We start from the raw sequence: 20,586 nt of genomic DNA, 5'->3' as shown, positions 1-20,586 counted from the left end.
ATCAGGCATCCAGTAGCGTGCGGGCAATGCGTTGCAGTTTACGGGTGAGCGGTCCGGCCGACCAGCACAGCGCGCCACAGGCAAGCACCGGCCAAATGCCATAAACGCTGTTGCAGACAAAGACTTCGTCGGCCTGTTGCAACTGTTCGAGACTGATATCGGCGATTTCCGTGGGGATCCCCAACGACGCGGCCTGAAACAATATTTCAGCGCGCATCACTCCGGCGACCCCGCAACGGCTCAAATCGGCCGTGAACAAGGCACCGTCGCGCACCAGGAACAGATTGCTGAATACCCCCTCGATCACCCGTCCGGAAAGGTCGAGCATCAAGCCTTCGGCGTGCTCACTGTTCTGCCACTCGGAACGGGCGAGGACCTGCTCCAGTCGGTTGAGGTGCTTGAGGCCGGCAAGCAGGGGCTGCTCGGACAGGCGGGTGGAACAAGGGAACAGTCGAATCCCCTGCTCGGCATGCGCTGCCGGGTAAGCCGCTGGCGCATTGCCCTGGAGGATACGTCGAGGCTGCGCCCGCGGGTCAGCGGTATAACCGCGCTGGCTGTCGCCACGGGTGAGGATCAGCTTGAGCACGCCCTCCCCCAACAGCGAGGCGTAGGCGGTGAGTTCGCTGCGGATCAAGGCGTGATCGACAGCGATGGCCAGACGCGAACAGCCCTCGGCCAGGCGCAGCAGGTGTCGCTCCAGCAACAAGGGCTGGCCCGCTTTCACGGCGATGGTCTCGAACAGACCATCGCCATAAGCCAGACCGCGGTCCTTGAGCGACAGAACGTCAGCCGGCTGACCGTCGACCCAGCTGTCCATCAGCCGGCGAACCTGCGGAACACCAGGGAGCCGTTGGTACCGCCGAACCCGAAGGAGTTGGATAGCACCACGTCGATGTCCATGTTGCGTGCGGTGTGCGCGACGAAATCCAGGTCGCAACCTTCGTCCGGCTCATCCAGGTTGATGGTCGGCGGCGCCGCCTGGCTGTTGATCGCCAGCACGCTGAAGATAGCCTCGATCGCCCCCGCCGCACCCAGCAGGTGGCCGGTCATGGACTTGGTGGAGCTGACCGCCAGCTTGTAGGCATGATCGCCGAACACGCTCTTGATCGCCTCGGCTTCAGCCAGGTCACCGGCAGAGGTCGAGGTACCGTGGGCATTGATGTACTGCACCTGCTCGACGTTCAGCTTGGCGTCACGCAGCGCATTGGCGATGCAGCGCGCCGCACCGGTGCCATCGGCGGGTGGCGAAGTCATATGGTAGGCGTCGCCGCTCATGCCAAAACCGATCAGTTCGGCATAGATGGTGGCGCCACGGGCCTTGGCGTGCTCCAGCTCTTCGAGCACCAGCGCGCCAGCACCGTCGGACAGCACGAAGCCATCACGGCCTTTGTCCCAAGGACGGCTGGCACGGGTCGGCTCGTCGTTGCGGGTCGACAGCGCGCGGGATGCGCCAAAGCCGCCCATTCCCAGGCCGCAAGCGGCCATTTCAGCGCCACCGGCGATCATCACGTCGGCTTCGCCAAAGGCAATGTTGCGGGCCGCCATGCCAATGCAGTGGGTACCGGTGGTACAGGCCGTGGAAATGGCGTAGTTCGGCCCCTGGGCACCCAGATGGATGGACAGGAACCCGGAAATCATATTGATGATCGAGCCAGGCACGAAGAACGGAGAAATTCGACGCGGGCCGGACTCATGCAGCGTGCGGCTGGTTTCTTCGATATTGGTCAAACCGCCAATACCCGACCCCATGGCAACGCCGATTCGTTCACGGTTGGCATCGGTCACTTCCAGGCCGGCATTACGCACTGCCTGAAAACCGGCCGCCAAGCCGTATTGAATGAACAGGTCGAGCTTGCGGGCCTCTTTGACCGACAGGTATTCCTCGACATTGAAGCCCTTTACCGAGCCGCCAAAACGGGTGGAATAGGCAGAAAGGTCGGTGTGTTCGATCAGACCAATGCCACTGCGGCCAGCCAGAATGCCCTGCCAACTGCTCGGAACATCCGTACCCAGTGGCGACAACATACCCATACCGGTGACTACGACGCGTCTACGCGACACAGCACTCTCCTTTTTTCTAATGACGACACTTTGCATCAGGCCTAAAGAAAAAACCGCACGCCGTTACGGCAGTGCGGTTTTTCCATGACAGCAAAAGACGACTAAATACGATTAAGCCTGGTGGCTGGTAACGTAGTCGATAGCTGCTTGAACGGTAGTGATTTTTTCAGCTTCTTCGTCAGGGATTTCGGTCTCGAATTCCTCTTCCAGAGCCATCACCAGCTCAACGGTGTCAAGGGAGTCGGCACCCAGGTCTTCAACGAAGGAAGCGGTGTTAACAACTTCTTCTTCCTTAACGCCCAGTTGCTCAGCAACGATTTTCTTGACGCGCTCTTCGATGGTGCTCATACCTTGTTTTCACTCCTAATGGACAAATTCAGGCAGCTGGCCAGTGGGTAAGTGTATAGAAAGGCTTTTCAGCTTTTCAACTGAAAGCTTCACTCCTCAAACCCTTTGGCCATCTGCCCTATAAATTGATTGCAGCTTTATAACGGATTTTAGACAGCTCGTATGACATTTTTTTGAAGCAATCCGTCACATTTAACTCACATGTACATCCCGCCGTTCACCGGGATTGTAGCCCCGGTCACGTATGCCGCACCGTCGGATGCAAGAAAAGCGACCACTTGCGCGATCTCTTGAGCCTGCCCCAGACGACCCAGCGGAATTTGGGTTTGCAGCGCTTCACGCTGCGCTTCAGGCAATTCGCGGGTCATGTCGGTATCGATGAAACCCGGAGTTACCGAGTTCACGGTAATCGACCGCGAGCCAACCTCACGCGCCAGAGCACGGCTGAAACCTTCCAGACCAGCCTTGGCGGTGGCGTAGTTTACTTGGCCAGCGTTGCCCATGGCACCCACCACCGAACCAATACTGATGATTCGACCCCAGCGAGCCTTGGTCATGCCGCGCAGAACGCCCTTGGACAGGCGATACAGACTGTTCAGGTTGGTATCGATCACGTCGTACCACTCGTCGTCTTTCATGCGCATCATCAGGTTGTCACGGGTAATGCCGGCGTTGTTCACCAGGATCGCCGGCGCGCCGAACTGCTCCTGGATGCTGGCCAGCACGGCAGCAACGGACTCGTCGCTGGTGACGTTGAGCTCAAGGCCGGTGCCTTGAATGCCGTTTTCCTTCAAGGTGGCAGCAATACCCTCGGCACCCGAAGCGGAAGTTGCGGTACCCACAACGATCGCGCCCAGGCGACCCAGTTCAAGCGCGATGGCCTGGCCAATACCGCGGCTGGCGCCGGTAACCAATGCAACTTTACCTTGCAGACTCATGCAGGCTTCTCCTAATTCAGACCAACGCTGCGCGAGCGGCAGCGAAGGCGTCTGGGGTGTTCAGGTTAGAGGTCGATACGCCTTCGGCGCAGCGCTTGTTGAGACCCGCCAGGACCTTGCCCGGACCGCACTCGACCAGCTGGGTAGCACCCTTGGCGGCCAGGGTCTGCACCGACTCCACCCAACGCACCGGCTTGTACAGCTGCTCCAGCAGGTCGCGCTTGAGGGTTTCGAGATCCGGCGCCACATCAGCGCTGACGTTCTGTACCAATGGAATCTGTGGTGCCTGCCAGTTGATGGCGGCAATCGACTCGGCGAAGCGCTCGGCGGCCGGACGCATCAGCTCACAGTGCGATGGCACGCTGACCGGCAATGGCATGGCGCGCTTGGCGCCACGCGCCTTGCAACCCTCGATGGCGCGCTCGACAGCGGCCTTGGCACCGGCGATCACTACCTGGCCCGGGGAGTTAAAGTTGACCGCGCTGACCACTTCACCTTGTGCGGCTTCGGCACAAGCGGCCAGCACATCGGCATCTTCCAGGCCGAGAATCGCCGCCATGCCGCCCTGCCCCGCAGGAACGGCTTCTTGCATCAATTGACCGCGACGCTCTACCAGCTTCACGGCCTCGCCCAGAGTCAGGCTGCCAGCGGCAACCAGTGCGCTGTATTCACCCAGACTGTGTCCGGCGACGAATGCCGGGCACGCACCGCCTTCCGCCAGCCACAGCCGCCACAGGGCGATGGAGGCGGCCAGAATGGCCGGTTGGGTTTTATCGGTTTGATTGAGCAGCTCTTCGGGACCTTCTTGGGTCAAGGCCCAGAGATCGTAGCCCAGAGCATCGGAAGCTTCTTTGAAGGTTTCGAGGATCAACGGGTACTGCGCGCCCAACTCGGCCAACATGCCGAGGGACTGCGAGCCCTGTCCTGGAAAGACGAATGCGAGGGATGCAGACATGTAACAAGCCCCTAATGATCTTGTCGTCGGAGAATTGACGCCCCACCGTGGTGGACGCAAGAAACTGAGAGTTGGATGGCCAATTGAACTGAGCGGTCACATTTAAGCATTTCCGAGTGCAAACGCCTAAAGCAACAGATCTTCCAGCCGGCCGCGCAGGCGCTCCGGGAGGTTTTCCTGGATCTCGATCAACGCCCGTTGAATCGCACTCTGGAAGCCTTGAACCCCTGCCGAACCGTGGCTTTTCACGACTATTCCCTGCAAGCCGAGAAAGCTCGCACCATTATGCCGCGCCGGCGCCAGATCAGCCTGCAGACGCCGCATCAGCGGCAACGCCAGGGCGCCGACCACACGGGAAACCACACTTTGCTTGAACAGCGATTCAATACGCGCAGCAATCATGGTCGCCAACCCCTCGCTGGACTTGAGCAGGATATTGCCGACAAAACCGTCGCATACCACTACATCCGCCTCGCCGCGATACAACCCGTCACCCTCGACGAAACCGATGTAATTCAGCCCCCTGGCATTCTGCAACAGGCTCGCTGCCAGCTTGACCTGTTGGTTGCCCTTGATGTCTTCGGTGCCGATGTTGAGCAATGCCACTCGCGGACGAACGATTCCCAGCGTCTCAGCCGCCACCGACCCCATAACAGCGAACTGGAACAGGTGCTCGGCGCTGCAATCGACATTGGCCCCCAGATCCAGCAGTTGACAATAACCGCGCTGGGTCGGAATGGCCGCCACCATCGCCGGACGATCGATGCCCGGAAGGGTTTTCAGCACATAACGCGACAACGCCATCAGCGCACCGGTATTGCCAGCACTGACACAGGCCTGGACTTTGCCGTCACGCAGCAACTCAAGCGCCACCCGCATGGAGGAATCCGGCTTGCCACGCAGAGCCTGGGAAGGCTTTTCATCCATGCCAATGACTTCTGCGGCGGGCACAACCGTCAGGCGCGCGCGATCCACAGCCGAATGACCGGATATCAGTTCTTCTAGAAGGAAAGGTTGACCGACGAGGGCCAGGTGCAGCGAGGGGGTGGCAGACAGGCAAGCAAGGCTGGCCTGAACAATGCTGCGGGGACCGAAGTCCCCGCCCATTGCGTCAATCGCGATGACTTGAGCGGACAAGGATTACTCGTCAGCGCCCTTGTCGATCACTTTACGACCACGGTATACGCCTTCTGGCGATACGTGGTGACGCAAGTGAACTTCACCAGTGGTCTTTTCTACGGACAGGGTGCTAGCCTCGAGAGCGTCGTGCGAACGACGCATGTCACGGGCAGAGCGGGATTTTTTGTTCTGCTGAACAGCCATAATTGATTAACTCCTAAACGTTTGGGTCACGCTTTAACTGCGCCAATACACTGAACGGGTTGGACCGCGTTACCTCGTCCTCGCTCGGTTCGGGCTCATCGAGACCCGCCGGCTGCTGGCATTCTTCCGGATGATGAGCAGGCACGATGGGCAAGGCGAGCAAAAGCTCCTCCTCGATCAAAGCCTGCAGATCCAAAGGATCTTCGCCCAGTTCCAGCACGTCATAACCTTTCGGCAACGACTGGGTATTCGCACCCTCCTTCACCACAGCATAACTGCACTCGCTATGGATCGGCAGGGTGACCAGCTCAAGACAACGCTGGCAAACCATTTTGACTTCGACGTCGATGGAGCTGTGGATAACTACAGCTTTACGCTCGTCACGCTCGAAAACGAATTTAGCCTGCACCGTACCGACATTGTCGGAAAGCGGGTCGCAGAGTCTCTCCAAATCAGCCAGCAGCAGTTCACCTTGGAGGGTGGTGCCACGGTCAGCCAATTTGCGCGGGTCAACGTGAGGTGGAATCGGGTCATTCAACATAGGCGCAGCATTATAGGGATGCCCCCGGCCATGTCAAAGGAAATTCAGCCCTGTCCGTCACTTGCAAGCCTCGCTAGAATTCGCGGCCAGTCTCAGGAGATGTGCATGCTGCCTTTATTACTTGCCTCAAGCTCGGCCTACCGTCGCGAATTGCTCACCCGCCTGCGCCTGCCATTCACCTGCAGCTCACCGGATATCGACGAAAGCCACCGCCCCGGGGAGTCCGCCACCGACCTGGTCAAGCGTCTCGCCGAAGAGAAAGCCCGAGCGCTGGCCACCACCCATCCCGGGCACCTGATCATTGGCTCGGACCAAGTCGCGGTGCTCGACGAGCGCATCATTGGCAAACCCCACTCTTTCGAAAAGGCGCGCGAACAGCTGCTCGCCGCCAGTGGTGCCAGCGTGACCTTCCTCACCGGCCTGGCCCTGCTCAACAGCAAGAGCGGCCACTGTCAGGTCGACTGCATTCCCTTCACCGTGCATATGCGCGAGCTGAGCCCCACCCGCATCGAACGCTACCTGCACGCCGAACAGCCCTATGACTGCGCCGGCAGCTTCAAGGCCGAGGGCCTGGGCATCAGCCTGTTCCGCAGCACCGAGGGCAGCGACGCCAGCAGCCTGATCGGCCTGCCACTGATCCGCCTGGTAGACATGCTGCTCGCCGAAGGTGTGGAAATCCCCTGACCGCCCGTACTAAAAAAGCCGGCCATAGGGCCGGCTCTTTCTAAAACAGCGCAATCAACGCAGCGCCGGCCCCTGAAAACCCATCCACATGGCCAGATGCTCGGCAACACTGGCACCCAGCTTTTTCGAGAAGCGGTCGAAAGGCGACTCCTGGACGGTGAAATCCACCAACTCCTTCTCGCCGACCACATCCCGGGCAACCGAGCTGGCACTACCCAAACCATCGATCAAGCCCAACTGCAGCGCCTGCTCACCGGACCAGACCAGACCGGAGAACAGCTCCGGATGATCCTTGTCCTTGAGACGCTCGCCACGCCCCTGCTTGACGCTGGCGATGAACTGGCGATGAGTGGTATCCAGCACACCCTGCCAGAACTGGGTTTCCTCGGGCTTCTGTGGCTGGAACGGGTCAAGGAACGACTTATGCTCACCCGAGGTGTAGGTACGACGCTCCACACCCAGCTTCTCCATGGTGCCGACGAAGCCATAACCGGCTGCCGTGACACCGATGGAGCCCACCAGGCTCGCCTTGTCGGCATAGATCTGATCGGCAGCGCTGGCAATATAGTAGGCACCGGAAGCCCCCAGATCGGAAATCACCGCATACACCTTGATATCCGGATGCAGGCTGCGCAGACGACGGATTTCGTCATAGACATAACCCGCCTGCACCGGACTGCCGCCAGGACTGTTGATACGCAACACAACGCCCTTGACCTTTGCATCCTCGAAAGCCGCACGCAGGCCGGTCACGATATTGTCGGCACTCGCCGACTCCTTGTCCGCGATCATGCCCGTCACCTCAATCAATGCCGTGTAACCGGCCCCGCGGGTGGCGGTTTTTTCCATATCCATCAACGGCGTAAACAGCACCAGGGCCACAAGCAGATAAACAAAGGTCAGGAGCTTGAAGAAAATCCCCCAGCGCCGCGAACGCCGCTGCTCCTGCACACCGGCCAGCAGGGTCTTTTCCAGCAGCTTCCAGCTCTTGTCGTCAGCACTGTCGGCAGCCGATTTGCTCGGCGCTTTCCATTCGTCACTCATGCTTCTTTACCCCAAAAGACTCAATTGCCCCGCTGGCTGAGCCAGACATGCAACTGAGGAAAACTATCGATAGACAGGCGCGGCTCATAAGCCTGCAAGGCTTCCAGCGATTGCGCGCCATAACTGACCGCAACCGATGCCATGCCCGCGTTACGCGCCATCAGCAGGTCGAAGGATGAATCCCCGACCATCAACGCCTGCTCGGGGCGCACCTCACAGTGCACCAGGATCTGCTCGAGCATCAGCGGATGAGGCTTGCTCGCGGTTTCGTCGGCAGCACGAGTGATGTCGAAATAATCTTCCCAGCCATGGGCCTTCAACACCCGGTCCAGACCACGACGCGCCTTGCCGGTCGCTACCGCCAGATGATATCCCTCGCGCCGAAAAGCTTCGAGAGACTGCACTACCCCGGCAAACAACGGAGAAGGCTCAGCCTCGAGGGCAATGTAGTGATCGGCATAGTGCTGGCGGAAATCCACCAGCTCAGCATCGCTGATGTGCGGATACAGCGTGCGGATCGCCTCCGGCAACCCCAGGCCGATGATGCCCTTGACCGCAAAATCGTCGCACCGGGCAAACCCCGAGCGATCGGAGGCCACATGCATCGCCTCGACTATCCGACCAATAGAGTCAGCCAGGGTGCCGTCCCAGTCGAAGATCAGCAGCTTGTAATCAGGGTGCACTCAGGCGCTCCACAGTCTTGGCCCACATTTCATCCACCGGCGCCTGCAATTTCAGCTCGCCGCCATCGGGCAACGGCACGGTCAGCATGTAGGCATGCAAAAACAGGCGCTTACCGCCCAGGTCACGAATTTCCTTGGTGAAATCGTCATCGCCGTACTTGCTGTCGCCGGCAATGCAATGCCCGGCATGCAGGGTATGCACACGGATCTGGTGAGTACGGCCGGTTACCGGCTTGGCTTCGACCATAGTGGCGAAGTCACCGAAGCGGCGCAGCACCTTGAACACGGTCAAGGCCTCCTTGCCCTCCTCGTTCACTTCGACCATGCGCTCGCCGGAACGCAGGTTGCTCTTGAGCAGCGGCGCGCGAACCTGCTTGATCGAGGTCGCCCAATTGCCGCGCACCAACGCCATGTAGCGCTTGTCGACACCATCGCCACGCAAGGCTTCATGCAAATGACGCAGCATGCTGCGCTTCTTGGCGATCATCAGCAGACCGGAAGTATCGCGGTCGAGGCGGTGGACCAGTTCCAGTTCCTTGGCGTCCGGGCGCAACTGACGAAAGGCTTCGATCACCCCGAAATTCAGACCGCTGCCGCCATGCACGGCGATGCCGGCGGGCTTGTTGATCACGATCAGGGCTTTGTCCTCATAGACAATCGAAGCCTCCAGGCGCTGCAACAGCCCCTGTGCCACCGGCACAGGTTCGTCGCGCTCAGGCACGCGCACCGGCGGCACGCGCACGATATCGCCCGCCTGCAGCTTGTATTCGGGCTTGATCCGGCCCTTGTTCACTCGCACTTCGCCTTTGCGCAAAATGCGGTAAATCAAGGTCTTGGGCACGCCTTTGAGCCGAGCGAGGAGGAAATTGTCGATTCGTTGGCCGGCATATTCCGGCGAGACCTCAAGCAGTTGAACGCCTGGGGTCGAGGGGGCAGTAGTCGTCATGGCGCAAATGATAACAATTTTTTATGGAATTGAAGCACTTAATGATTACTGCTATAGTCGCGAACGCCGCCAAAAGCGGCCTGGACAGCGGACCAACGGCCAACAGCCGGCCCTGACCAACGCAATTCACCAGGATGCGAGGCCGTCCTACGGGGCTTTCGCTACGAACGGTGGAGTTTTGCAGTTGTAACAAGCGCAGGTGACATGAGGCCTGAAGCACGCCGAGAAGCAGAGTTTCCACTCGCCTTTCGAGCAAATATTCACGGCCAGTTCACAAAGTGCAGTCAGCTACGAACGAACCCGAGCGAGCGCTTCGGAAACACCGCCTAAATTAGCCATGATGCGTGAGCTCCCCTTTCGGAGCTCACGGTAAATGCCAACCCGCTGCGGATTCTGCGCGCGGCAGCACCCGAATTATCAGGGATACGTGTAGGGTGGAGATGCACAACCGTCGGACTGTGTAGCATTAGGCTTTATCAAGACGCTTCATCTCGTCCACAGTCGCCGGTTGATTCCTCCTCCTGATTGAGCTTTTGCTTAAGAGGTGCCTTTTGTCACCCCAGCAAGCAGGACGCGTGAGTCGCGAGTTCGCCCCAACTGGCCGGATTTCGCTAGACACTGGAGCGGCCAACCGCTCCTGACGCACCTGACACCGACCGTGAGAAGTCGTGTGTGCCGAACGCCGTTTCCGGCAGCCCGGAAACCGACGGTACTACATGAAAAGAATGCTGATTAACGCAACCCAACCCGAAGAGTTGCGTGTTGCACTGGTAGATGGCCAACGCCTCTACGACCTGGACATCGAATCCGGTGCACGCGAGCAGAAGAAGGCCAACATCTATAAAGGCCGTATCACTCGCATCGAACCAAGCCTCGAGGCTGCCTTTGTCGATTTCGGCTCTGAGCGCCACGGCTTCCTGCCCCTCAAAGAAATTTCCCGCGAATACTTCAAGAAAGCCCCCGAAGGCCGCGTCAATATCAAGGACGTCCTGAGCGAAGGCCAGGAAGTCATCGTTCAGGTCGAAAAAGAAGAACGTGGCAACAAGGGCGCAGCCCTGACCACCTTCATCAGCCTGGCCGGTCGTTACCTGGTGCTGATGCCGAACAACCCGCGTGCCGGCGGCATCTCCCGCCGCATCGAAGGCGAAGAGCGCAACGAACTGCGCGAAGCCCTGAACGGCCTGGTAGCCCCTGCCGACATGGGCCTGATCGTGCGCACTGCCGGCCTGGGCCGCAGCAGCGAAGAAATGCAGTGGGACCTCGACTACCTGCTGCAACTCTGGACCGCCATCAAAGAAGCCTCGCTGGACCGCGCAGCGCCTTTCCTGATCTACCAGGAAAGCAACGTGATCATCCGCGCCATCCGCGACTACCTGCGCCAGGACATCGGCGAAGTGCTGATCGACAGCGTTGAAGCCCAGGACGAAGCCCTGACCTTCATCCGCCAGGTGATGCCGCAGTACGCCAGCAAGATCAAGCTGTACGAAGACAGCGTTCCGCTGTTCAACCGTTTCCAGATCGAAAGCCAGATCGAAACCGCCTTCCAGCGCGTCGTCGAACTGCCTTCCGGTGGCTCCATCGTCATCGATCCGACCGAAGCCCTGGTGTCCATCGACATCAACTCGGCTCGCGCCACCAAAGGCAGCGACATCGAGGAAACCGCCCTGCAGACCAACCTGGAAGCAGCGGAAGAAATCGCTCGCCAGTTGCGCCTGCGTGATATCGGCGGCCTGATCGTCATCGACTTCATCGACATGACCCCGGCCAAGAACCAGCGCGCCGTGGAAGAGAAAGTCCGCGAATGCCTGGAAGCCGACCGCGCTCGCGTCCAGGTCGGTCGCATCTCGCGCTTCGGCCTGCTGGAAATGTCCCGTCAGCGCCTGCGCCCATCCCTCGGCGAAAGCAGCGGCATCGTCTGCCCACGCTGCAACGGCACCGGCATCATCCGCGACGTCGAATCGCTGTCGCTGGCGATCCTGCGCCTGATCGAAGAAGAAGCCCTGAAAGACCGCACCGCCGAAGTTCGCGCCCAAGTGCCGATTCCAGTCGCGGCCTTCCTGCTCAACGAAAAACGCAATTCGATCACCAAGATCGAACTGCGCACCCGCGCTCGTATCGTCATTCTGCCGAACGACCATCTCGAAACGCCGCACTTCGAAGTCCAGCGTCTGCGCGATGACAGCCCGGAAGCCAGCATCAACCAGTCCAGCTACGAAATCGCCGCTGCCGCTGCCGAAGCCGAAGAAGTCCAGCCAGCCGCCGCGACCCGCACCCTGGTTCGCCAGGAAGCGGCCGTCAAGACCGCTCCAGCCCGCGCCAACGCACCGGTCCCAACCGAAGTTGCCGCCGCTCCTGTTGCCGCTCCGGCCACCGTTGCCGAGCCAAGCCTGTTCAAGGGCCTGGTGAAGTCCCTGGTCAGCCTGTTCGCCACCAAGGAAGAACCAGCCGCTCCGGTCGTGGTTGAAAAACCGGCCACCGAGCGCCCTGCGCGCAACGAAGAACGCCGCAACGGTCGCCAGCAGAGCCGCAACCGTAACGGTCGTCGCGACGAAGAACGCAAGCCGCGCGAAGAACGTGCCCCTCGTGAAGAACGCGCACCGCGCGAAGCCCGCGAAGAGCGTCAGCCACGTGAAGTCCGCGAGGCTCGCGAGGAAGTCCAGGCCACCGCTCGCGAAGAGCGCGCGCCACGTCCGCCACGGGAAGAGCGTCAACCACGCCCACCGCGCGAAGACCGCAAGCCACGTGGTGAGCGTGAAGAGCGTGTGCGTGAACTGCGCGAACCGCTGGATGCCGCTCCTGCCGCTACCGCTGAAGAGCGTCCGGCTCGCCAGCCACGCGAAGAGCGTCAACCGCGCCCACCGCGTGAAGAGCGTCAACCGCGTGCCGAACAGGCTGCTGCCGTGGCTGAAGAAGAGCTGCTGCCGAACGAAGAGCAACTGCAGGAAGACGGCCAGGAGAACGTCGAAGGCGATCGTCCACGCCGCCGCTCCCGTGGCCAGCGTCGTCGCAGCAACCGTCGTGAGCGCCAGCGTGATGCCAACGGCAATGTGATCGAAGGTTCGGAAGAAAACAGCGAAGAGCCAAGCAGCGCCGATCTGGCCGCAGGCCTGGCGGTAACCGCCGCTGTTGCCAGCACCGTGATCAGCGCCCCTGCCGAAGCCCAGGCTCACGAGCAGGCCGAACGTGCGACCGCTGCCGTCCGGGAAGCCGCACCGACCGTCGAAGCACCGGTCGTCGAGGCCACCACTGCGGTAGAGATTCCAGCAGCACCTGCTGTTGAAGTCGCCCAGGTTCGTGAAGAACAGCGCGAAGAACAGGCCGCGCAACCTGCCGTTGTTGCAGAACAACCCGCAGTGGTTGCCGAGCCTGTGATCGAAACGCCAGTCGCAGAAGCACCATTGGCAGAGCCAGCCCTGGAAGCGCCTCGTGCCTTCGAGCGTGCTGCCGAGGCGTTCGCTGCCGAAGCGCCTGCGCCAGTCGCAGAAGTCGTGGCTGCTGAGCCTGTAGTTGCCGAGCCTGTGGTTGCCGCACCGGCAGCACCAGTTGAAGCACCTGCCGCCGAAGTGGCTGCACCGGTTGTCGAGGCCGCTCCGGTCAGCGCCCTGACCAGCACCGGTCGCGCACCAAACGACCCACGTGAAGTGCGTCGTCGCAAGCGCGAAGCCGAGCGTCTGCAGAAGGAAGCCGAACTGGCTGCCGCTGCCGCCGCTGAAGCTCCGGTAGAAGCCGTAGTGGCTGCCGAGCCTGCGCCGGTGGTTGCCGAGGTGGTCGAGGCTGCTCCTGCTGCCGAACCGGTCATCGAGCAACCTGCCCCTGCCGCCGACGAAGCCCCGCGTTCCGTCGAAGAAGTGGTAGAGCACAAGCCCAAGGCCCTGGAAGAAGAGCACGAGCCTAAACCCCTCGTCTGATTCCTAGCCCGATAAAAAGCCCCGCCCGGTCACCCAGGCGGGGCTTTTTTATGCCTGCCATTCTTCGTCCGCATGTCTACTGCGAAAGCGAGCACAGCGATCTCAACCGATAAAAACCAACGCCTGCGGCACATCCACATCCCACAACACACCGGCATCCGCCAGTTCCACCTCGACAACCTGCCCCGTGGCAAACAATGGCCTGGCTCCCCGATCCCCGGACAGGCCCTGCAACGCCTGCCCAAAAGCCGCGCCAAAAGCCACCGGGTGACCATAGTCCTCTTCGAAGACCGGGACCCTGATCATCCGCTCGCCCAGCCCCCGCGCCACGCTCTCGATACTCGACGGCAGGATAAAGGGCATGTCCCCCAGCACCACCAGCCAGCCACTGGCATCGGCGCAGGCCCCAACGGCCGCCGCGAGGCTGTCACCCATGCCCGGCGAATCCAGCAGTACCACCTGGCAGCCATAGGCTTCAGCCAACGCAATCACTTCGGGACGATTCGGCGTTGTCACCAGGACTCTTCGGGCCAACAGTGCGGGCAAGCTCCTCAAGACCTGTTCGATTACCGGCCTGACCACCCTGTCCCGCCCCTGGCATGGAGCCAGCAACTTGTCCTGCTCGGCCCCTGCCGCCTGCCGATAACGGCTGCCCTGCCCTGCGGCCAGGACCACCGCGCACAGCGACTGACTCAAGCGCTCACCTGCGCAGTGACTTGAGACGGCTTTTTCTGCAACAGGTCGATGCCGTTCTTGATGGCGACGATCTCCGACATCACCGACAGGGCAATCTCCGCCGGCGTATGGCTGCCGATATGCAGGCCGATAGGCCCGTGCAAGCGTTCGATGGCCTGCGGCTCCAGCCCCAGCTGGGCCAGATTCTCCCGACGCTTCTGACTGTTGACCCGAGAGCCCAGCGCCCCGACGTAAAACGCCCGGGAATTGAGCGCGGTCAGCAGCGCCATGTCATCCAGCCTCGGGTCATGGGTCAGCGCGACAATGGCGGTACGCTCGTCGGTCTCGATGCTCAGCACCGCATCGTCCGGCATCCCCGGCACAAAACGCCCGTGCTGCTCTTCCCAGCCGTAGACGAACTCCTTGCGCGGATCGCAGATCAGCACTTCGAAATCCAGCAGCCGCGCCATTTCCGCCACATACCTCGACAACTGCCCGGCGCCGATCAGCAACAGCCGCCAGCGCGGGCCATAGATTGCCCGCAGGGTCGTGTCATCGAAGCTCAGCACGTCGGTCTTGCTGGCCGGTTTCAACAGCACTTCACCGCTGCTCAGGCTCAACTCCCGGGCGACGATCTCATGCGCCTCGCAACGCGCCAGCAGTTCGGCGACCCAGGCCGGATCGCCAACCCGTTCCTCGGTCAGGCGCAAGGTGCCGCCGCAAGGCAGGCCAAAACGCGCGGCCTCCTCGCGGGTCACGCCATAGGTCACCAGCTGTACCGGCGGCCCGTCCTGAGGCAGGCGACCATCGTGCAGACGGGCGATCAGGTCGTCCTCGATACAACCGCCCGAGACCGAGCCGATCACCATGCCGTCTTCGCGCAAGGCCAGCATGGCGCCCGGTGGCCGCGGCGCGCTGCCCCAGGTCTGGACCACGCTGTACAAGGTCACGCGCTGCCCCGCGCGGCGCCATTCCAGCACGCTGCGCAGGACATTCAGATCAACGCTGTCCATCAGGCCTTGCTCGCTTGTTGCCAGCCTTGCAGTTGATAACGCACTGGCAGGTTGCGGATGCGTTTGCCGGTGGCGGCAAAGATCGCATTGCACAGGGCCGGCGCGATCGGCGGCACACCCGGCTCACCGACACCGCCCAACGGCACATCGCCCGGCGGCGTCACCAGATGCACGGCAACCTCCTTCGGCGCCAGGGACATGCGCGCCACTTCATACATATGGAAGTTGTCCTGCTGGACCTTGCCGTCCTTGAAGCTGATCTCGCCCACCACCGCATTGCCCAGGCCCATCACACAGGCACCCTCGAATTGCGAGCGGATACGCTCGGGGTTGATCTGCGGACCGCAGTCCACGGCGATATCGGCCTTATGCACAATCAAGGTGCCATCATCCTTGACCTCGACCTCGATCACCGCCGCCACATAGGTGACGAAGCTGTAGTGCACCGCCAGCCCCAGGCCACGGCCCTTGGGCAGGCTGCGTCCCCAGCCCGCCGCCTTGGCGGCCGTCTCCAGCACACCACGCATGCGGGCGGTGTCGATCGGGTAACGCTCTGGGGACTCGCCGTAGTTCCACTCCTCGCTCAAGGTCCGTGGATCGATCCGGCGATCCGGCCCCAGCAGCTTGAGCTGGTACTTCAACGGGTCCTGGCCCGCCTTATGGGCCAGTTCGTCGATAAAGCTCTGGATGGCGAAACCGTGGGGGATGTTCGACACCGAGCGATACCAGCCAACCCGGGTATGCGCGGCGGCCTCGGGGTTTTCCAGGCGTACGTTGGGAATCGCATAGGCCAGGTTGGTAAAGCCCATGCCCAGCTCGAAGGCGGCCTCATGGTTCATGCCCGGGGCGAACAGCGCGGTGATGCTCGGCGCCACGGTGCGGTGCAGCCAGCCGGACGGCATGCCGTCCTTGTTCAGGCTGGCCTTGAGGTATTCCGCCGACACGGTGTGGAAGTAGGAGTTGTGAATGTCGTCTTCGCGGGTCCATTGCACCCGCACCGCCTTGCCCGGCACTTCCTTGGCGAGGATTGCCGCTTCAATGATGAAGTCGGGCTTGGATTTACGGCCAAAGCCCCCGCCGAGCAGGGTGATATTGACCGTCACCTTCTCGAAGGGAATGCCCAGGCGCTCGGCGATACGTTCTCGGGTCACCTGTGGCGCCTGGCTCGGGGCCCAGGCTTCGCACTGGCCGTCCTGAAACCGCGCTACGGCGACCATCGGCTCCATCGGCGCCTGTGCCAGATGCGGCAGGTAGTAGGAGGCCTCCAGGCTGCTGTCGGCGCTGCTCATGGCTTCGTCGATATTGCCGGTGCTGCGTACTACCTTGCCTGGCTTGAGCGCCGCGGCTTCCAGCTCCTTGCGGTAGACAATCGAGTCGTAGCCGGCGTTGACGCCATCGTCCCATTCGATCTTCAGCGCCTCGCGGCCCTTGATCGCCGCCCAAGTGTTGCTGGCGATCACCGCCACGCCACCCAGCGGCTGGAACTCGGAAGGCAGCGGGCGACTCTCGATCTGCAGCACCTTGATCACCCCCGGGACCTTCAGCGCCGCACTGCCATCAAAGGATTTGACCTTGCCGCCATAGACCCGTGGACGCGCAACCGTCGCGAAGAGCATGCCGTCGAAATGCACATCGGCACCGTAGACCGCCTGGCCGTTGACGATGTCTGCACCGTCGATGGCGCGGGTGCCCTCCTTGCCGATGTAACGGAATTCGCTTGGTTGCTTCAGGCGCAGGCTGTCGCGGGCCGGCACGGCCAGGGCGCTCGCCGCGGCGGCCAGGGCGCCGTAGCCCAGTTCGCGGCCGCTCGGTTGGTGGATCACTTTATGCAACTGCGCCCGGCACTCGGCCAGCGGGACTTTCCACTGCTCTGCCGCCGCCTGCTCGAGCATGGTCCGGGCCGCCGCGCCGCAGCGCCGCATCGGCTCGTACCAATGGCGCATGCTGCGCGAACCGTCAGTGTCCTGGTTACCGAACAGCGCCTCGTCGCCCGGCGCCTGCTTGACCTTCACCAGCGCCCAGTCGGCCTCCAGTTCGTCGGCGACTACCATACTCAGGCTGGTACGCACACCCTGGCCCATTTCCGAACGGTTACAGAGCACGGTCACGCTGCCATCGGCGGCGATGCTCACGTACACCTTGGGGTCATCGACCCAGCCATGGGGCATGCCGTCGGCACCGAATTTCTTCTCTTCGGCAAAGGCATCCTGCCAACCCCAGCTGGCCGCCAGCACCAGCGCACCGGTGGCGCCGACGCCCTTGAGAAAACCGCGGCGGCTGAGGTTGCTCAAGGCATTCGGCAGCTGGCTCATGCCTGGGCCTCCTTCAGGTGGGTGGACGCCTGGCGGATGGCGGTCTTGATCCGGTTGTAAGTGCCGCAACGGCAGATGTTGCCGACCATGGCGGCTTCGATCTGTTCGTCGCTGGGGTTGGGGTTGACCTTGAGCAAGGCGGTGGCCGACATGATCTGCCCGCCCTGGCAGTAGCCACACTGGGCCACTGCGCTGTCCAGCCAGGCCTGCTGCACGACTTTACCGACCGGGTCGCTGTGTAGGTTATCGATGGTGCTGACGTTCTGCCCGACCACCGAGCCGATCGGCGTGATGCAACTGCGCGCCGGGGAGCCGTCGATATGGATGGTGCACGCGCCGCACAGGCCCATGCCGCAACCGAACTTGGTGCCGTTGTAGCCCGCCACGTCGCGGATAGCCCAGAGCAGCGGCATGTCCTCGGTGACATCCAGTTGGTGATCTTGACCGTTGAGTTTCAGAGTAATCATGGGCACGCCCGCATATTTTCCGTTTATGGGGTCGAGCAATCTGCCGTTGAGTACAACGACTTGCAGGAGCAGATCGACTCAGGCTAATAGGCTCTCTTATGAAGACGGAACGTCTTCACCGGGCCTTTGGAGGTACAAATAGTTGCATTGTTAGCAGGCTAAGTTAAGCCGCAATTAACAAAAAAGCCTTGCAGGGTATGAACCCGTGCAAGGCTTTGCTGGTGCGTTCTGAGCTTAGCTCAACGGGCTCAATAGAGATTGGGCTCCATCTCCAGCTGAACATGGAAGCGCTCGGCGATATCCTGCTGGATCCTTCGCGCCAGGCTCAACAGCTGCAAGCCCGTGGCACTGCCGTAGTTGACCAGCACCAGCGACTGCAAGCGATGCACCCCGGCATCGCCATCGCGAAAACCCTTCCAGCCCGCCTGTTCGATCAACCAGCCAGCCGCCAGTTTCACCTGCCCGTCCACCTGTGGATAACCCACCAACCCTGCATGCCGCTGCCTGATCTCGGCCGCCTGCGCCGCGGACACCACCGGGTTCTTGAAGAAACTGCCGGCATTGCCCAGCACGGCCGGGTCTGGCAGTTTTTCGCTGCGGATGCTGCAAATGGCGCGACTGACATCGCTGGCCGTCGGCTGCTCGATGCCCTGCTCGCTCAAACGCTGGCGCACCGGGCCGTACTCCAGGTGCAAATGCTCGCTGCGGGCCAGGGCAAACCGCACCCGCAGAATCAGCCAGCGGCCGGCCTGCTGCTTGAACAGGCTGTCGCGGTAGGCGAACTGGCATTCTTCCAGGCTGAAATCACGCAGCTCGCCGCTCTGCCGATCCAGCGCGGTCAGGCCAGCGAACACATCCTTGATCTCGACCCCGTAGGCGCCGATGTTCTGCATCGGTGCGGCGCCCACGGTCCCCGGAATCAGGCTGAGGTTTTCCAGGCCGGACAAGCCCTGCTCAAGGGTCCATTGCACGAACGGATGCCAGGTCTCGCCGGCCTCGGCCTCGACCACCACTTGCTGGCCATCGTCGCTCAGCAGGCGAATGCCCCGGGTACTCATGCGCAAGACCAGCGCCGGAATATCAGCGGTCAACAGCAGATTGCTGCCGCCGCCAATCACCAGGAGCGGCAGTCGGTGCTGCGCCGAATAGGCCAGCGCCTCACGCACGTCGGCATCGCTGTGGGCCTCGGCGAACAGCTGCGCGCGCACATCGACACCGAAAGTATTGAAGGGCTTGAGGGAAACCTGGGACTGCAGATGCAAGCTCATAGGCGCCCCTTCAGCTCGATGACCAGCCTGTCGCTGGCGTACTCGATCAAGTCCAGCACCTGCTCGAAACCTTGCTCACCGTCGTAGTAAGGATCCGGCACCTCGTCCACCGCCGCTTCGTAGCGGCGCAGGAACAGGTCCAGCTCGGCCTTGCCCTGGGCCGGCTGCAGCGCCTTGAGATTGCGCAGGTTGCTCTCGTCCATGGCCAGGATCAGGTCGTAGCGGGCAAAGTCCGCACTGCTGACCTGCTGGGCGCGCTGGGCCGACAGATCGTAACCGCGCAACAGCGCTGCGCGCTGGCTGCGCTTGTCCGGCGCCTTGCCGATGTGCCATTCGCCGGTCCCGGCGGACGCGACTTCGACCCGATCGGCCAGCCCCGCTTCGCGCAACTTGTGGCGCAATACGCCTTCCGCCGTCGGCGAACGGCAGATATTGCCCAGGCAGACAAACAGAACCCGCATCAGGCCTCCAGCAGGCGACGAACGCGCTCAAGGTCTTCGGCGGTATCGACGCCACCGGGCGGTGCTTGCAGGGCATCGGCGACATGGATGCGCACGCCGTGCCACAAGGCCCGCAACTGCTCCAGCGACTCGGTGTTTTCCAGCCAGCACGGGCCCCAGCTGACGAAGTCATGCAGGAAGCCGGCGCGGTAGGCATAGATGCCGATATGGCGGCGATAAGGCACGCCTTCCGGCAGCAGGTCGCGGTTTTTCGCAAAGGCGTCGCGCGCCCAGGGCAACGTGGCGCGGCTGAAGGTCAGGGCCAGGCCGTTGATGTCACTGACCACCTTGACCACGTTCGGGTTGAACAGGGTCTCGACGTCTTCGATCGGCTCGGCCAGGGTGGCCATGCTTGCTTCGGTGTGGGCGGCCAGGTTGGCGGCCACCTGATCGATCACTGCCGGCGGGATCAACGGCTCGTCGCCCTGGACATTGACCACGATGGCGTCTGCCGCCAGGCCCAGCTGGCTGGCGACTTCCGCCAGGCGATCGGTCCCGGAATTGTGGTCTTCGCGGGTCAGCAGCGCTTCGGCACCGAAACCCTGGCAGGCCTCGACGATACGCACATCGTCGGTCGCCACCACCACGCGCTGGGCGGCGCTCTTGCAGGCCTGTTCCCAGACGTGCTGGATCATCGGCTTGCCGGCGATCAACTGCAGCGGTTTACCCGGCAGGCGGGTGGAGGCGAATCGGGCTGGAATGACAACGGTAAAGGCTGTGGTCATTTATCCAGGCGCTCGTCGGTGCTGAGGGTGCGGGCTTCGCTTTCCAGCATGACCGGGATGCCATCGCGAATCGGATAGGCCAGGCCGGCGCCCTTGCTGATCAGCTCGGTCTTGTCAGCACTGAGCTTCAGCGGTCCCTTGCAGATCGGGCAAGCGAGGATATCGAGCAATTTGGTGTCCATGAGAATTCCCTGG

General features: G+C 61.9%; 21 protein-coding genes. 2 read left to right on the top strand and 19 right to left on the bottom strand.

The annotated features are described in order from the left end of the window. Nucleotide 1: 1 nt before the first annotated feature. The 8 genes from pabC to H0I86_RS08845 all read right to left on the bottom strand — a co-directional run bounded on the left by pabC (nucleotide 2) and on the right by H0I86_RS08845 (nucleotide 6,166). A complete protein-coding gene (pabC, locus tag H0I86_RS08880; protein ID WP_180924733.1) occupies nucleotides 2–817 on the bottom strand; it encodes an aminodeoxychorismate lyase in 816 nt (271 codons plus the stop codon). Continuing rightward, entirely contained in the window at nucleotides 817–2,061 is a 1,245-nt protein-coding gene (gene fabF / locus H0I86_RS08875; protein ID WP_180924732.1) for a beta-ketoacyl-ACP synthase II, read from the bottom strand. Before fabF ends, pabC begins: the two co-directional genes overlap by 1 nt. A gap of 111 nt (nucleotides 2,062–2,172) precedes the next feature. Next, nucleotides 2,173–2,409 carry an acyl carrier protein gene (gene acpP / locus H0I86_RS08870; RefSeq protein WP_003175607.1) on the bottom strand — a complete coding sequence of 79 codons (237 nt, stop codon included), beginning with the start codon at nucleotides 2,407–2,409 and terminating at the stop codon, nucleotides 2,173–2,175. A gap of 197 nt (nucleotides 2,410–2,606) precedes the next feature. Beyond that, nucleotides 2,607–3,347, bottom strand: a complete 741-nt coding sequence (fabG, locus tag H0I86_RS08865) for a 3-oxoacyl-ACP reductase FabG (protein WP_180924731.1) — start codon at nucleotides 3,345–3,347, stop codon at nucleotides 2,607–2,609. Nucleotides 3,348–3,363: 16 nt separating this feature from the next. Beyond that, nucleotides 3,364–4,302, bottom strand: coding sequence for an ACP S-malonyltransferase (fabD, locus tag H0I86_RS08860; protein WP_180924730.1), 939 nt, complete (start codon nucleotides 4,300–4,302; stop codon nucleotides 3,364–3,366). Between the two features lie 126 nt (nucleotides 4,303–4,428). After that, nucleotides 4,429–5,439, bottom strand: coding sequence for a phosphate acyltransferase PlsX (gene plsX / locus H0I86_RS08855; RefSeq protein WP_180924729.1), 1,011 nt, complete (start codon nucleotides 5,437–5,439; stop codon nucleotides 4,429–4,431). Nucleotides 5,440–5,442: 3 nt separating this feature from the next. Beyond that, the gene (rpmF, locus tag H0I86_RS08850; RefSeq protein WP_003179396.1) at nucleotides 5,443–5,625 is read right to left on the bottom strand and encodes a 50S ribosomal protein L32; all 183 of its coding nucleotides are present in this window, start codon (nucleotides 5,623–5,625) and stop codon (nucleotides 5,443–5,445) included. Between the two features lie 13 nt (nucleotides 5,626–5,638). Then, nucleotides 5,639–6,166 carry a YceD family protein gene (locus H0I86_RS08845; RefSeq protein ID WP_009047832.1) on the bottom strand — a complete coding sequence of 176 codons (528 nt, stop codon included), beginning with the start codon at nucleotides 6,164–6,166 and terminating at the stop codon, nucleotides 5,639–5,641. Nucleotides 6,167–6,271: 105 nt separating this feature from the next. Between H0I86_RS08845 and H0I86_RS08840 the strand changes: the two genes are divergently transcribed. After that, complete coding sequence (locus H0I86_RS08840) at nucleotides 6,272–6,850, top strand: Maf family protein (RefSeq protein ID WP_180924728.1); 579 nt, start codon at nucleotides 6,272–6,274, stop codon at nucleotides 6,848–6,850. Nucleotides 6,851–6,904: 54 nt separating this feature from the next. Here the strand turns inward: H0I86_RS08840 and H0I86_RS08835 are convergent, their stop codons facing one another. The 3 genes from H0I86_RS08835 to rluC are packed head-to-tail and all read right to left on the bottom strand — an operon-like array spanning nucleotide 6,905 to nucleotide 9,523. Continuing rightward, nucleotides 6,905–7,894, bottom strand: a complete 990-nt coding sequence (locus H0I86_RS08835) for a S49 family peptidase (protein WP_180924727.1) — start codon at nucleotides 7,892–7,894, stop codon at nucleotides 6,905–6,907. Nucleotides 7,895–7,914: 20 nt separating this feature from the next. Beyond that, nucleotides 7,915–8,577: an HAD-IA family hydrolase gene (locus tag H0I86_RS08830; protein ID WP_180924726.1), complete on the bottom strand. Its 663-nt coding sequence runs from the start codon at nucleotides 8,575–8,577 to the stop codon at nucleotides 7,915–7,917. Further along, nucleotides 8,567–9,523 (bottom strand): 23S rRNA pseudouridine(955/2504/2580) synthase RluC, encoded by a 957-nt coding sequence (gene rluC / locus H0I86_RS08825; protein WP_007928042.1) that lies wholly within the window; start codon nucleotides 9,521–9,523, stop codon nucleotides 8,567–8,569. The genes H0I86_RS08830 and rluC overlap by 11 nt, the downstream gene beginning before the upstream one ends. Nucleotides 9,524–10,239: 716 nt before the next feature. On the opposite strand from rluC, the gene rne reads away from it, so the two are divergent. After that, nucleotides 10,240–13,431: a ribonuclease E gene (rne, locus tag H0I86_RS08820; protein WP_180924725.1), complete on the top strand. Its 3,192-nt coding sequence runs from the start codon at nucleotides 10,240–10,242 to the stop codon at nucleotides 13,429–13,431. A 102-nt stretch (nucleotides 13,432–13,533) separates the two neighbouring features. Here rne and H0I86_RS08815 read toward each other — a convergent pair whose 3' ends face one another. From H0I86_RS08815 to H0I86_RS08780, 8 genes are all read right to left on the bottom strand, one after another. After that, nucleotides 13,534–14,127: a nucleotidyltransferase family protein gene (locus H0I86_RS08815; protein WP_180924724.1), complete on the bottom strand. Its 594-nt coding sequence runs from the start codon at nucleotides 14,125–14,127 to the stop codon at nucleotides 13,534–13,536. Then, entirely contained in the window at nucleotides 14,124–15,119 is a 996-nt protein-coding gene (locus H0I86_RS08810) for an XdhC family protein (RefSeq protein WP_180924723.1), read from the bottom strand. The genes H0I86_RS08815 and H0I86_RS08810 overlap by 4 nt, the downstream gene beginning before the upstream one ends. Beyond that, complete coding sequence (locus tag H0I86_RS08805) at nucleotides 15,119–17,431, bottom strand: xanthine dehydrogenase family protein molybdopterin-binding subunit (protein ID WP_180924722.1); 2,313 nt, start codon at nucleotides 17,429–17,431, stop codon at nucleotides 15,119–15,121. Before H0I86_RS08805 ends, H0I86_RS08810 begins: the two co-directional genes overlap by 1 nt. Continuing rightward, complete coding sequence (locus H0I86_RS08800; protein ID WP_180924721.1) at nucleotides 17,428–17,898, bottom strand: (2Fe-2S)-binding protein; 471 nt, start codon at nucleotides 17,896–17,898, stop codon at nucleotides 17,428–17,430. Before H0I86_RS08800 ends, H0I86_RS08805 begins: the two co-directional genes overlap by 4 nt. A 248-nt stretch (nucleotides 17,899–18,146) precedes the next feature. Further along, nucleotides 18,147–19,166 (bottom strand): UDP-N-acetylmuramate dehydrogenase, encoded by a 1,020-nt coding sequence (gene murB, locus H0I86_RS08795; RefSeq protein WP_180924720.1) that lies wholly within the window; start codon nucleotides 19,164–19,166, stop codon nucleotides 18,147–18,149. Next, on the bottom strand, nucleotides 19,163–19,627 hold the full coding sequence (locus H0I86_RS08790; protein WP_007931667.1) for a low molecular weight protein-tyrosine-phosphatase: 465 nt from the start codon (nucleotides 19,625–19,627) through the stop codon (nucleotides 19,163–19,165). Before H0I86_RS08790 ends, murB begins: the two co-directional genes overlap by 4 nt. After that, entirely contained in the window at nucleotides 19,627–20,391 is a 765-nt protein-coding gene (kdsB, locus tag H0I86_RS08785) for a 3-deoxy-manno-octulosonate cytidylyltransferase (protein WP_180924719.1), read from the bottom strand. Before kdsB ends, H0I86_RS08790 begins: the two co-directional genes overlap by 1 nt. Further along, on the bottom strand, nucleotides 20,388–20,573 hold the full coding sequence (locus tag H0I86_RS08780; protein WP_007931663.1) for a Trm112 family protein: 186 nt from the start codon (nucleotides 20,571–20,573) through the stop codon (nucleotides 20,388–20,390). Before H0I86_RS08780 ends, kdsB begins: the two co-directional genes overlap by 4 nt. Between the last annotated feature and the right edge of the window lie 13 nt (nucleotides 20,574–20,586).

This window comes from Pseudomonas chlororaphis subsp. aurantiaca, assembly GCF_013466605.1.
In the GTDB taxonomy this organism is placed as follows: Bacteria; Pseudomonadota; Gammaproteobacteria; order Pseudomonadales; family Pseudomonadaceae; genus Aquipseudomonas; species Aquipseudomonas chlororaphis_I.
The sequence above is the reverse complement of the archived record's forward strand: the minus strand, read 5'-3'. Positions and strand labels throughout refer to the sequence as shown.

Excerpts from the sequence above, each read along its gene's own strand:
- pabC (WP_180924733.1), bottom strand. The coding sequence starts at position 817 with ATGGACAGCTGGGTCGACGGTCAGCCGGCTGACGTTCTGTCGCTCAAG.
- acpP (WP_003175607.1), bottom strand. The coding sequence starts at position 2,409 with ATGAGCACCATCGAAGAGCGCGTCAAGAAAATCGTTGCTGAGCAACTG.
- fabG (WP_180924731.1), bottom strand. The coding sequence starts at position 3,347 with ATGAGTCTGCAAGGTAAAGTTGCATTGGTTACCGGCGCCAGCCGCGGT.
- fabD (WP_180924730.1), bottom strand. The coding sequence starts at position 4,302 with ATGTCTGCATCCCTCGCATTCGTCTTTCCAGGACAGGGCTCGCAGTCC.
- rpmF (WP_003179396.1), bottom strand. The coding sequence starts at position 5,625 with ATGGCTGTTCAGCAGAACAAAAAATCCCGCTCTGCCCGTGACATGCGT.
- H0I86_RS08845 (WP_009047832.1), bottom strand. The coding sequence starts at position 6,166 with ATGTTGAATGACCCGATTCCACCTCACGTTGACCCGCGCAAATTGGCT.
- H0I86_RS08840 (WP_180924728.1), top strand. The coding sequence starts at position 6,272 with ATGCTGCCTTTATTACTTGCCTCAAGCTCGGCCTACCGTCGCGAATTG.
- H0I86_RS08835 (WP_180924727.1), bottom strand. The coding sequence starts at position 7,894 with ATGAGTGACGAATGGAAAGCGCCGAGCAAATCGGCTGCCGACAGTGCT.
- rluC (WP_007928042.1), bottom strand. The coding sequence starts at position 9,523 with ATGACGACTACTGCCCCCTCGACCCCAGGCGTTCAACTGCTTGAGGTC.
- rne (WP_180924725.1), top strand. The coding sequence starts at position 10,240 with ATGAAAAGAATGCTGATTAACGCAACCCAACCCGAAGAGTTGCGTGTT.
- H0I86_RS08810 (WP_180924723.1), bottom strand. The coding sequence starts at position 15,119 with ATGGACAGCGTTGATCTGAATGTCCTGCGCAGCGTGCTGGAATGGCGC.
- H0I86_RS08805 (WP_180924722.1), bottom strand. The coding sequence starts at position 17,431 with ATGAGCCAGCTGCCGAATGCCTTGAGCAACCTCAGCCGCCGCGGTTTT.
- H0I86_RS08800 (WP_180924721.1), bottom strand. The coding sequence starts at position 17,898 with ATGATTACTCTGAAACTCAACGGTCAAGATCACCAACTGGATGTCACC.
- murB (WP_180924720.1), bottom strand. The coding sequence starts at position 19,166 with ATGAGCTTGCATCTGCAGTCCCAGGTTTCCCTCAAGCCCTTCAATACT.
- H0I86_RS08790 (WP_007931667.1), bottom strand. The coding sequence starts at position 19,627 with ATGCGGGTTCTGTTTGTCTGCCTGGGCAATATCTGCCGTTCGCCGACG.
- kdsB (WP_180924719.1), bottom strand. The coding sequence starts at position 20,391 with ATGACCACAGCCTTTACCGTTGTCATTCCAGCCCGATTCGCCTCCACC.
- H0I86_RS08780 (WP_007931663.1), bottom strand. The coding sequence starts at position 20,573 with ATGGACACCAAATTGCTCGATATCCTCGCTTGCCCGATCTGCAAGGGA.